This window comes from Kitasatospora sp. NPDC059747 (assembly GCF_042732955.1).
In the GTDB taxonomy this organism is placed as follows: domain Bacteria; phylum Actinomycetota; class Actinomycetes; order Streptomycetales; family Streptomycetaceae; genus Kitasatospora.
On sequence record NZ_JBHWGV010000023.1, the window covers coordinates 81,855 to 93,534 of the forward strand.

An 11,680-nucleotide genomic window follows, 5' to 3' on the forward strand; every position below is an offset into this window, starting at 1 on the left:
CCCGGCCCGGCCGCCGGGGGGCGGCGCCCCCGCCGCCGGGGTGTCGCCCCCCGCGCCCCGGGGGGCGGGGGGGCGGGGCGCGGCCCCCCCCCCCCCCCCCCCTTCTCGCGCGGACGGTTATTCCTGCTTCTTGCGCCGGCTGCCGAAGACGATCTCGTCCCAGCTGGGCACGGTGGCCCGGCGGCCGGGCCGGACGCCGTCCGCCTCGGCCTGCCGGTCGGTGGTGCCGACCAGGCGCTCGCGGTGCGGGGCGACGGCGCGCGGCATCAGGATGTCGGCGTACGCGGAGCCGGCGCCGACGGCGGGTGCCGCGGCGGCGGCCGGTTCCTCGGTCTCCTCGGCGACCTCGGCGGGTACCGGTTCGACCGGGGCGGGTCCGACGGCGAGGTCGCCGCGGAAGGCGGGGACGACGTCGAGCAGGCTGGTGAGCGAGTCCCGGCCCTCGGCCGCGGCCTCGCGCGCCTCGCGGGCGGACATGATGCGGTCGGCGGAGGGGCGGTCGATCATCGGGCGGGGCGGCCGGTCCTGGGGGAGCCGGGCGATCCGCGGGATGAACGGGAAGACCGAGTCCTCCTCGCGCTCGACGGTCTCGCCGATCAGCGCGCGGGCCTCGTCGTCGTTGGGCGTGACGAGGCGCCGGGGCGGGTCGTACGTCCAGGAGGCGCTGCGGCCCTCGCCGTCGGAGCGGTAGGAGAGGATGACCTCCCACGTGCCGTCGTCGCGCCGCCAGGAGTCCCAGCGCTCGGTCTCCTTCTCGGCGCCGCGCAGCGCGAGCCGTTCGGCGACGGCCTCGCCGAGCTGGGGGCCGGGGGACTCGCCGTTGCGGCGGATGGCGGTCTTGCGGGCGCGCTCGGCCATGAAGGCGCGTTCGGCGAGGACGGGTCCCTCGAAGCGGCGGACCCGGTCGACGGAGATGCCGGCGGCCTGGGCGACCTCCTCGGCGGAGGCACCGGCTCGTATCCGCGCCTGGATGTCGCGGGGGCGGAGGTGGCTCTCGACCTCGATCTCGATCTGGCCGAGGCGCGGGCGGTCGCCGCGGATGGCGGCGCGCAGCCGCTCGTCGATGGGGAGGGTGTACTCCGTGCTGTCGGCAGCCTTGAGCACCAGCCGTGTGCCGTCGTTGCTGACGGCCACAACCCGCAGTTCGGGCACGGTTACCTCCCGGGTGGTGCCTGCCGACGTCACCTGCGTCGCTGCTCCCGTACTGAGTGTGGCCTGCCCACTCGCGACTGGCCACAACCTTGCTGAGTTCCCCGGCGTGTCGGGCTCACGCCCGTCCACACCGCTGTGGCACGGTTGCCTTTTTGCCACGTCATCCGTCGACGTCGCGCCTGGGTGTCCCGGCCGTCCTCGCACGCGGAGTGTTCGCGACGATCCGGGACCGGCGTCGCCGTGCGTGCCTGTGTCGTGGCTCTTCGTCAAGTTGCCGTGGTACTGGCAGTCGACAAGTCGACCCAAGGCTCAGGCTTTACGAACAGTACTCCATTCGTGGCATCCGGAGGGGCGGCTCGCCGCTCAAGTCTCCCGCGATTCACGGGAATCTCAAGAGCGCGCGCCCCGGGCGGCGGACCGCTGCCGGATGGACGGTGATCATCTTCACACAATCGCGGAGGGAAGAACCGGATTTTCGTCCCTTGTGTCCTTCTTTGGGCAAGATGGAGTGACTTGTTCGAAGAACAGTCGTACGGACCGAGGGATGTCGATGCCGGAGCGGGAGCCCGTCGAGGAGGACGGGAAGGACGAGCGCAGGCGGATCGATCTGAGTGTGGCTCAGGTCGTGGCGAGCGCGCTGGCCGCGGTGGCGGGGGCCTTGTTGGCGTCCGAACTCGGGGTCTACGGCACGATCATGGGCGCGGCGGTGGTGAGCGTCGGGGCCACCACGGGCGGTGCGCTGTTCCAGCACCTCTTCAGGCGCACCGGCGAGCAGCTGCGCGAGGCGGTGGACCGCGGGCCGAACCAGACGGTGAACGGGCTGCGCCAGGTGCCGGCGGACGACGTGGCTCCGGTGGAGCCGCGGGTGCCGGTGATCTCGTCGGAGTGGAACGAGCCGCAGGTGGTCCGGGCGCGCCGGCGGTGGACGTGGCGGACGTACGCGGCGGTGTCGGGGCTGGTGTTCGTGCTGGCGATGACGCCGATCGTGGCGTTCGAGATGGTCACCGGGCAGCCGGTGTCGGCGACGGTGACCGGGCAGACGGGCAACGGCACGTCGTTCGGCGGCAGCGTGGGCACGGATCCGAAGCCGCCGGCCGGCGATCCGACGGGCCGGCCGTCCGGTGGCGGGCACGGGCCGGGCGCGACGCCGTCGGGCGGTGCGTCGGAGCCGGCGACGTCGAGGCCGCGGCCGGAGCCGAGCGGCAGCCCGAGCGGGTCGCCGACCTCGGGCGGGTCGCCGTCCCCGACACCGACGCCGACCCCGGACCCGAGCCCGAGCGGGACGCCCACCTCCGGCGCGTCCCCGTCGGCGGGCGGTGGCGGGAAGCCGACCGGCGGGACGACTCCGCAGCCGCCCGCGCCGAGCCAGGCCCCGGCGTCGGAGGCCCCGGCGCCCGCCGCCGGAACCCCGGCGGGCCAGGGCGTGTCCTAGTCGCCGAGGACCCGGCGCAGGTACGGGTTGGCGAACAGGCGGCCGGGGTCGACCTCGTCGCGCAGGGCGGTGAAGTCGCCGAAGTGCGGGTAGACCCCGGCGAGGTACTCGGCGTCGCGGGTGTGCAGCTTGCCCCAGTGGGGGCGGCCCTCGTGGGCGGCCATCAGCTGTTCGACGCCGGTGAAGTAGCCCTGGTCGCGGGTGCCCCGGTAGAGGTGGACGGCGATGTAGGCGCTGTCGCGGCCGGAGGCGGTGGAGAGCCAGAGGTCGTCGGCGGGGGCGAAGCGGACCTCCACCGGGAAGCTGATCCGCCAGTCGGACCGTTCGATGAGCGCCTTCAGCTCGCGCAGCACGTCGGCGACGGCGGCGCGCGGCACGGCGTACTCCATCTCGACGAAGCGGACCTTGCGCGGGCTGGTGAACACCTTGTGCGAGGTGTCGGTGTAGCTGCGGTCGGACCACGCGCGGCTGGCCAGCGAGGCGATGGCGGGGATGCTGCCGGGGAAGCGGCGGCCGACCCGGCAGGCGCCCTCCCACACGGTGTTGGAGAGGAAGTCGTCCTCCAGCCAGCCCTTGAACCGGGGCAGCGGGGCGGCCGGGCCCTGGCTGCGGTTGTTGCGCTTGGTGCTGCAGCGGTCGGTGTGCGGGAACCAGTAGAACTCGAAGTGCTCGTTGACGGCGGTGAGGTCGTCGAGGCGGTCGAGGACCTCGTCGAAGCGCATCGGCTGCTCGTGGGCGGTGAGCAGGAAGGACGGCTCGACGCCGAAGGTGAGCGCGGTGATCACGCCGAGCGCGCCGAGGCCGAGCCGGGCGCCCTGGAAGAGCCGCGGGTTCTCGGTGGGCGAGCAGCGGTGGACCGTGCCGTCGGCGAGGACGATCTCCAGGGCGCGGATCTGCGCGGCGAGCGAGCCGGAGTCGCGGCCGGTGCCGTGGGTGCCGGTGCTGGTGGCGCCGGCGACGGTCTGGACCTCGATGTCGCCCATGTTGGTGAGCGAGAGGCCCTCGGCGGCGAGGAGCCGGTTGAGCCGGTGCAGCGGGAGGCCGGATTCGACGGTGACGGTGCCGGCCTCGCGGTCGATCCCGCGGACGGCGGTGAGCGCGTGCGGGCGGATCTGGACGCCGTCGCCGGCGGAGGCGATCGCGGTGAAGGAGTGGCCGGAGCCGACGGCCTTGACGGTGCGGCCCTGTTCGGCGGCGCGCCGGATCTCCCTGGCCAGTTCCTCCGCGGTGCCGGGCGCGGCGGCCCGGGCGGGCCGGGCGCTCTGGTTGCCGGCCCAGTTGGTCCAGCGGACGGCGGTCGCGGTACTGGCCTGGGGCATGTGCTGACTCCTGCTCCGTGGCCGACGGGGTCGGCGGGGTCCGGGCGGTGGGGGCCGCCGGTGGGGCCTGTGCACGGGGCCGCGCGGGCCCCTACCCGCGGGTAGGCCCGCGAGTAGGGAGGAGATTAGTCAGTTCACCGTCCGAGGTCTACGGGTTCGACGGCGGGCGCCCCGGGCTCGGCCGCGGGCAGGCCGGCCCGCAGGGTGCGCAGGCCGACGAGGGCGACCAGGACGCCGAACACGCCGGCGACCAGCGGCACCCAGTAGCCGGCGGCGGCGCCGGAGGCGTCCACCACCCAGCCGCCGGCCGAGGAGCCGAGGGCGACGCCGAGTGCGAGCCCGGTGGTGGTCCAGGCCATGCCCTCGGTGAGCTGGGCGGCCGGGACGAGCCGTTCGACCAGGGCCATCGCGGAGATCAGGGTGGGGGAGATGGCGACGCCGGCGAGCAGCAGGACGGCGCCGGTGGCGAGCAGCCCGCCGAGGCCCTGCACCGCCTCGGCGACGAGCAGCACCGGGATCATGGTGAGCGCCATCATCACGACGCCGACGACGAAACGATTCGCCAGGGGGCTGGTGGGCTTGAGCGCGCCGTAGACCATGCCGGCCAGGCCGGAGCCGAGTGCCCACACGGCGAGGACGGTGCCGGCGAGGCCCTCGTGGTCCTGGGCCCGGGCGAAGGCGACGGTGACGATCTCGACCGAGCCGAAGATCGCCCCGGTGGCGATGAAGGTGAGCACCAGCACGACCAGGCCGGGGTTGAGGATCGCGCTGCGGCCGCTGCGCCCGGCGGCCGGGTGGACCGGCGGCTCGGTGCGCCGCTGGGCGGTGAACAGGACGATCCCGACGGTGAGCGCGAGGCCGGCGGCGAGCAGGCCGGACTCGGGGAAGACGTTGGTGGCCAGGCTGACGGCGAGGATCGGGCCCACCATGAAGCAGAACTCGTCGACCACCGCCTCGAAGGAGTACGCGGTGTGCAGCCGGGCGGGCTTGTCCCGGTAGAGGTGGGCCCAGCGGGCGCGGACCATGGCGCCCGCGCTGGGCATGGCGCCCATGCCGACGGCGAAGAAGAAGAGCGTCCAGTCCGGGGCGTCGAAGTGGGCGCAGAGCAGCAGTCCGGTCGCCGCGGCGATGGTGAACGCGGCGGCGGGCAGCGCGACGCGGCGCTGGCCGTGCCGGTCGACGAGCCAGGAGACGGCCGGTCCGAGCACCGCGGCGGCGATCGCCAGGGTCGCCGAGACGAGGCCCGCCACCCCGAAGGAGCCGCGCTGCTGGGACAGCATGGTCACGATGCCGATGCCGGTCATCGAGATCGGCAGGCGGGCGATGAACCCGGCGGAGGAGAAGGCCAGCGTGCCGGGGGCGGCGAATATCTGGCGGTAGCTGGACAGCACGCGGAAGCTCCGGGGAGGTAAGGAACAAGGCGGTTGAACACAGCTTACGTATGTTGGCAAACGGTATTTTCCGGGCTCTCCGCGCCGCCCCGCCGACGGGCCCCGGCCCCTCAATGGCAGGATCGGTGCCATGTCCGACGCGCGCAAACCCTCCCTCTCCGGCGCCGCTCCCTACGACGCCCTCCTGCTGCTCTCCTTCGGCGGCCCCGAGGCCCCCGAGGACGTCGTGCCGTTCCTGGAGAACGTCACCCGCGGCAGGGGAATCCCGAAGGAACGGCTGAAGGAGGTGGGCAAGCACTACTTCATGTTCGGCGGGGTCAGTCCGATCAACGGGCAGAACCGCGAGCTGCTGGCCGCGCTGCGCAAGGACTTCGCCGACCACGGCCTGGACCTGCCGGTCTACTGGGGCAACCGCAACTGGGCGCCCTACCTGACCGACACCCTGCGCGAGATGGCCGCCGACGGTCACCGTCGGATCGCCGTCCTCGCCACCAGCGCCTACGCCGGCTACTCCGGCTGCCGCCAGTACCGCGAGAACCTCGCCGACGCGCTCGCCGTCCTCGCCGACGAGGGCGGCCCCGAGCTGCGCGTCGACAAGCTCCGGCACTTCTACAACCATCCGGGCTTCGTCGGCCCGATGGCCGAGGCCACCGTCGCCGCCCTGGAGCGGCTGCCCGCCGGCGTGCGGGACGGCGCCCGGCTGGCGTTCACCACCCACTCCATCCCCGACGCGATGGCCGAGACCTCCGGCGCCCCGGACGACCCGGCCCGCGGTGAGTCCGGCGGTGCGTACGTCGCGCAGCACCTGGACGTCGCGCGGCTGGTCGTCGAGGCCGTCGCCGAGCGCACCGGCGTCGCCGGCCGGCCGTGGGAGCTCGTCTACCAGAGCCGCAGCGGGGCCCCGCACATCCCGTGGCTGGAGCCGGACATCTGCGACCACCTGGAGGCCCAGCACGCCGATGGCGCGCCGGCCGTCGTGATGGTCCCGATCGGGTTCGTCTCCGACCACATGGAGGTCAAGTACGACCTCGACACCGAGGCCGTCGCCAAGGCCGCCGAGCTCGGCCTGCCGGTGGCCCGGGCGGCCACCGTCGGCGCCGACCCCCGGTTCACCGCCGCCGTGCGCGAGCTGGTCCTGGAGCGGGCCGCCACCGAGCGCGGCGAGGACGTCACCCGCTGCGCCCTCGGGGCGCTCGGGCCCAGCCACGACGTGTGCGCGGTGGCCTGCTGCCCCAACCCGCGCGCCCCCCGCCCGGCCGCCGCCGAGCGCTGACCCGTACCGGAGGAGATGCCCGTGTCCAGCCCCGCTCTGTCCGACGCCCGGCTGCTCGACGACCTGCTCGACGTGGCCCTGGACGCCGCCCGCCGGGCGGGCGCCCTGCTGCGCGACGCCCGGCCCGCCGACCTGGGTGTGGCCGGCACCAAGAGCAGCCCGGTCGACGTGGTCACCGAGATGGACCTCGCCTCCGAGAAGCTCGTCGTGGAGCTGATCGCCGAGCGCCGCCCGCAGGACGGCTACCTCGGCGAGGAGGGCGCCGACCGGCCCGGCACCAGCGGGGTGCGCTGGGTCGTCGACCCGCTCGACGGCACGGTCAACTACCTGTACGGGCTGCCCTCGTGGGCGGTGAGCGTGGCCGCCGAGGTGGACGGCCGGGCGGTCGTCGGCGTCGTCCACGCACCGGCCCGCGGCGAGCTGTTCCACGCCGTCGTCGGCCGCGGCGCCCGCCTCGACGGCGCGCCGATCTCCGCCCGCCCGGCCCCGCCGTGGGGGCAGGCGCTGATCGGCACCGGCTTCAACTACGTCGAGGCGGTGCGGGTCCGGCAGGCCGAGGTGCTGCTGGCCCTGATGCCCGAGGTGCGGGACATCCGCCGGGGCGGCGCCGCCGCGGTGGACCTGTGCGACGTCGCCGCCGGGCGCCTGGACGGCTACTACGAGCGCGGCCTGGCTCCCTGGGACCGCGCCGCGGGCTGCCTGATCGCCACCGAGGCAGGTGCCCTGACCGGCGGACGGCCCGGACACGGCCCGGACGGCCGGCTCACCGTCGCCGCCGCACCCGGCGTGTACGAGCCGCTCCAGGAGCGCCTGGCCGCGCTGCGCGCCTGGGCGGATTGAGCGCTTCACCGGACGTTCGCCCCTGGGACACGTCATGTCCCGGGGGCAAATCTTTGCCCCCGCAGGCGCGGGTTCCTCCCGGGCCGGGCAAACGAAGAGCCCTGGCATACGGGGGATGCCAGGGCCTGGGGTTTCGCACGGCCCCCGCAGGGCCGCTGGTGCCGGAGGACCGGCGTCGGGTCAGGTGCTGCGAAGCGTCACGCGGCGGTGCGGTGGCGCTCGAGCACGGTGTCCACGCCGTGCTCGGCGGCGAGTCGGCGGAGGTCGTCCAGCTCGGACTGCTCCACCTCGGCGAGGAACTCGTCCCCGGCCTCGATCGCGCGGTGCAGGTCCTGCTCGGCGTTGGCTATGCGCTGCAGGATTCCGGCCTTGAAGGCGTCCATACGGGCCCCCTTACTGTGTCGGACGTGCACGGTCGTGCGTTCTCCGCCCTGAGGTGGTCCGGTCGACGGAAGCGCCCGGGCCGGCGGGTCTGCTGCTCCGGTCGGGCGCGGAGACGGCCTCGGCCGCTCCCGGTGACGTCCCATGCCCCAGGGCCGGCGCGGATGAACGCACGGCGGGTGGGTGCGACCGGCCAAGGGCCAGATCGCGGGTGTGCAGCTGTCCTCCCCGCCCCGGCGGCCGGGAAACCTGCCCGGCCGAGAAAGTTGCCCGTGTCACAGTCCAATCGGACTGCTCCGGATGCGAACCGTGACCGGCGGGGAGCCGGGCGAACCCTGCCCGAGGGGCAGCTTATCGCTGCTTTACCGAAGGACCAGGCAGGATGGAGACACGTTCGGAGCCGTGCGTCCGCTTCCGGGGCCGGCCTGGAGAAGGGACAACGACCGTGCGGGTTCTCGTCGTCGAGGACGAGCAGCTGCTCGCCGAGGCCGTCGCAACCGGCCTGCGCCGCGAGGCGATGGCCGTCGACGTGGTGTACGACGGGGAGGCCGCGCTCCAGCGCATCGCGGTCAACGACTACGACGTCGTGGTGCTCGACCGGGACCTGCCGCTCGTCCACGGCGACGACGTCTGCCGCAAGGTGGTCGAACAGGGCCTGGCCACCAGGGTCATCATGCTGACCGCCTCCGGCGACATCAGCGACCGGGTCGAGGGTCTGGAGATCGGCGCCGACGACTACCTTCCGAAGCCGTTCGCCTTCAGCGAACTCGTGGCCCGGGTAAGGGCGCTGGGCCGCCGCGCGACCGTCCCGCTGCCGCCCGTCCTGGAGCGCGCCGGCATCTCGCTCGACCCCGGCCGCCGCGAGGTCATCCGCGACGGACGCACCGTGCAGCTCGCCCCCAAGGAGTTCGCCGTCCTGGAGGTCCTGATGCGCGCCGGCGGCGCCGTCGTCTCCGCCGAACAGCTCCTGGAGAAGGCCTGGGACGAGCACACCGACCCGTTCACCAACGTCGTGCGCGTCACCGTCATGACGCTGCGCCGCAAGCTCGGCGACCCGCCGGTCATCGTCACCGTGCCCGGCTCCGGCTACCGCATCTGAGCGGAGCCCGCCCCGGATCCCCGGCGGATCCCCCCACCGACCAGCGCCCGCCCCGGCGGACGCCCCGAGAGGACCCATCATGACCACCCCGCCCCCGGCCGGCGGGCCCTCCGGCGCGCCCGCCGGCGGCCCGCGCGTCGTACCGCCCAAGCCCGCACACCCCCCGCGCGCGCCCCGGCTGCACCAGTCGACGCACGAGAACTACGTCCCCGGCGACGGCATGCTCGCCTGGCTGCCGTTCCGCCCGACCATCCGGATGCGGCTCACCCTGCTCTACGGCGGGATGTTCCTGATGGCGGGCATCGTCCTGCTGCTGGTGATGTACTACTTCGTCCGCCAGGCCCTCCAGGACGCCTCGCTGCCGCACCTCGTGCTCAGCAGCCCGACCGGCAACATCAGCGTCACCACGCCGGACGGCATCACCATCACCAACCAGGCGACGCTGGACCGGTGGCTGGCCAACTACCAGACCGTCCAGTCCAACCAGGCGCTCAACACGCTGCTGCGCAAGTCCCTCACCGTCCTCGTCTGCCTCGCCGTGATCGCCTTCGCGGCCGGCTACGCGATGGCCGGCCGGGTGCTGCGCCCGCTCGGCCGGATCACCCGCACCGCCCGTGACGTCGCCTCCTCCGACCTGCACCGGCGGATCGAGCTGGACGGGCCGGACGACGAGCTCAAGGAGCTCGCCGACACGTTCGACGGCATGCTCGACCGGCTCGACCGCTCGTTCGACTCCCAGCGCCGCTTCGTCGCCAACGCCTCGCACGAGCTGCGCACGCCGCTGGCGATCAACCGGACCCTGCTGGAGGTGCAGCTCTCCGACCCGGCCGCCTCGCCCGACCTCCAACAGCTCGGCAAGACCCTGCTGGCCACCAACGAGCGCAGCGAGCAGCTCGTCGAGGGCCTGCTGCTGCTCGCCCGCAGCGACAACGAGCTCACCGAGCGCCGCCCGGTCGACCTGTCCGAGGTGGCCTCCCGGGCGCTGGAGCAGACCCGCTCGGAGGCCGACAAGCGCGAGGTCGAGCTGCGCTCGACGCTCGATCCGGCCGTGGCCTCGGGCAACGGCGTCCTGCTGGAGCGGATCGCGCTGAACCTGCTGCAGAACGCGGTGCGCTACAACACCGCCGGCGGCTGGGTCGAGCTGACCACGGCCGAGGTGCCGGGCGGCGGCGAGCTGGTCGTCTCGAACACCGGCCCGGTGGTGCCGCAGTACGAGCTGGAGCACATCTTCGAACCGTTCCGCCGGGTCAAGGGCGCCGACCGCACCCGCAGCGACAAGGGGGTCGGGCTCGGCCTGTCCATCGTGCGCTCGGTGGTCCGCGCCCACGGCGGCGCCATCGAGGCCACTCCGCGCCCCGGTGGCGGCCTCACGATGCGGGTGCGCATCCCGGGCCCCTGACCGCGCCCGCGGGCCGCTGCGGGGCCGGTTGCGCCGCCCCTCGCGCCGCCCGCGCCACCGCCCTCCGTAAGCGACCGTTCGAGGCCGCCCCCGCCAGGCCCGTCAAGACGACATAAGGCCAGGCGGGGGCGGCTTGTCTTTTCCGGTCCGGGCAACTTACGGTGTCGTAACCTACGCAACCGTAAGTGTGCCCCTCCGCGCGTCCCCCGACGTGCCCGCCCAACGCGCCCGTCCCGCGCGTGCCGTCCCCCAGGAGCAACCCCCGTGACCATCGCCCCTGTGCAGCGCAGCACCTCGCTCGGATCGAGCGCCTGGACCGACGCCCGGCTGATCCTGGCCCTCGAAGAGGTCGTCGAGAAGGAGCTCAACCGCCACCTCGCGGTGGCCAAGGAGTGGATGCCGCACGAGTTCGTGCCGTGGAGCCAGGGCCGCGACTTCGACGGCGTGCTCGGCGGCGATGCCTGGTCGCTGGAGCAGTCCCAGGTGACGGCGCTCGGCCGGGTCTCCCTCGTGGTCAACCTGCTCACCGAGGACAACCTCCCGAGCTACCACCACGAGATCGCGACGATGTTCGGCCGCGAGGGCGCCTGGGGCACCTGGGTGCACCGCTGGACCGCCGAGGAGGGCCGGCACGGGATAGCCATTCGCGACTTCCTGCTCGCCACCCGGGCCGTCGACCCGGTGGAGCTGGAGCGGGCCCGGATGTCCCACATGTCCGAGGGCTTCGAGTCCGACAACGCGCACAGCATGCTCCACTCGGTGGCCTACGTGGCCTTCCAGGAGCTCGCGACCCGCATCTCGCACCGCAACACCGGCAAGCACGCCGGCGACCCGCTGTGCGACCAGCTGCTGGCGAAGATCGCCAACGACGAGAACCTGCACATGGTCTTCTACCGCAACCTCCTCAAGGCCGCCCTGGAGATCGCCCCGGACCAGGCCATGCGGGCCATCGCCGACGTCGTGACGGACTTCCGGATGCCCGGCCACGGCATCCCGGGCTTCGAGCGCGCCGCCGCGCAGATCGCCATCGGCGGGGTCTACAACCTGCGCATCCACCACGACGACGTGCTGCAGCCGGTGCTCCGCCACCTGCGGGTGATGGAGATCGACGGCCTCGGCGCGGAAGGCCTGATGGCCCAGGACGAGCTCGGCGTCTTCCTCGACGGGCTGGACGAGCAGGCCCGCAAGTTCGAGGAGCGACAGGCCGCCCTGCTCGCCCGCCGGGCCGCGCGCCGCGCCTCCTAGCACGCCCCTGCGGGCCGACGTCCGCCGGTGGGGCGCCCCCCCGGGGGGGGGGCGCGGGGGGCGGGGGGGGCGGGGGGGCGCCCGGGGGGGGGGGGGGGGGGGGTTTTTGTGGTGTTTGGCCGGGGGGTGGTGATTGTGGACAACACACA

Annotated in this window: 10 protein-coding genes; 5 read left to right on the top strand and 5 right to left on the bottom strand. The window is 73.9% G+C overall.

Annotation, left to right across the window (positions count from 1 at the left end; translation table 11 throughout):
• Positions 1-117 precede the first annotated feature (117 nt).
• From sepH to ACFV4G_RS13125, 4 genes are all read right to left on the bottom strand, one after another.
• Positions 118-1,185: a septation protein SepH gene (gene sepH / locus ACFV4G_RS13110; RefSeq protein ID WP_380439556.1), complete on the bottom strand. Its 1,068-nt coding sequence runs from the start codon at positions 1,183-1,185 to the stop codon at positions 118-120.
• Between the two features lie 648 nt (positions 1,186-1,833).
• Positions 1,834-2,442, bottom strand: a complete 609-nt coding sequence (locus tag ACFV4G_RS13115) for a hypothetical protein (RefSeq protein WP_380439558.1) — start codon at positions 2,440-2,442, stop codon at positions 1,834-1,836.
• A gap of 138 nt (positions 2,443-2,580) precedes the next feature.
• Positions 2,581-3,903 (bottom strand): D-arabinono-1,4-lactone oxidase, encoded by a 1,323-nt coding sequence (locus ACFV4G_RS13120; protein WP_380439560.1) that lies wholly within the window; start codon positions 3,901-3,903, stop codon positions 2,581-2,583.
• A gap of 134 nt (positions 3,904-4,037) precedes the next feature.
• A complete protein-coding gene (locus ACFV4G_RS13125) occupies positions 4,038-5,294 on the bottom strand; it encodes an MFS transporter (protein WP_380439562.1) in 1,257 nt (418 codons plus the stop codon).
• Between the two features lie 130 nt (positions 5,295-5,424).
• Between ACFV4G_RS13125 and ACFV4G_RS13130 the strand changes: the two genes are divergently transcribed.
• Together ACFV4G_RS13130 and ACFV4G_RS13135 are read left to right on the top strand one after the other, a co-directional pair.
• Positions 5,425-6,567, top strand: a complete 1,143-nt coding sequence (locus ACFV4G_RS13130; RefSeq protein WP_380439564.1) for a ferrochelatase — start codon at positions 5,425-5,427, stop codon at positions 6,565-6,567.
• 21 nt (positions 6,568-6,588) lie between these two features.
• Entirely contained in the window at positions 6,589-7,407 is an 819-nt protein-coding gene (locus ACFV4G_RS13135; protein ID WP_380439566.1) for an inositol monophosphatase family protein, read from the top strand.
• Between the two features lie 197 nt (positions 7,408-7,604).
• Here ACFV4G_RS13135 and ACFV4G_RS13140 read toward each other — a convergent pair whose 3' ends face one another.
• Complete coding sequence (locus ACFV4G_RS13140; protein ID WP_030057688.1) at positions 7,605-7,790, bottom strand: hypothetical protein; 186 nt, start codon at positions 7,788-7,790, stop codon at positions 7,605-7,607.
• A 443-nt stretch (positions 7,791-8,233) separates the two neighbouring features.
• Here ACFV4G_RS13140 and ACFV4G_RS13145 point away from each other — a divergent pair, with 443 nt between their 5' ends.
• From ACFV4G_RS13145 to ACFV4G_RS13155, 3 genes are all read left to right on the top strand, one after another.
• A complete protein-coding gene (locus tag ACFV4G_RS13145; protein WP_097235981.1) occupies positions 8,234-8,887 on the top strand; it encodes a response regulator transcription factor in 654 nt (217 codons plus the stop codon).
• A gap of 79 nt (positions 8,888-8,966) precedes the next feature.
• Positions 8,967-10,286, top strand: a complete 1,320-nt coding sequence (locus tag ACFV4G_RS13150) for a sensor histidine kinase (RefSeq protein ID WP_380439569.1) — start codon at positions 8,967-8,969, stop codon at positions 10,284-10,286.
• Positions 10,287-10,550: 264 nt separating this feature from the next.
• Positions 10,551-11,531 carry an acyl-ACP desaturase gene (locus tag ACFV4G_RS13155; RefSeq protein WP_380439571.1) on the top strand — a complete coding sequence of 327 codons (981 nt, stop codon included), beginning with the start codon at positions 10,551-10,553 and terminating at the stop codon, positions 11,529-11,531.
• Positions 11,532-11,680: the final 149 nt, after the last annotated feature.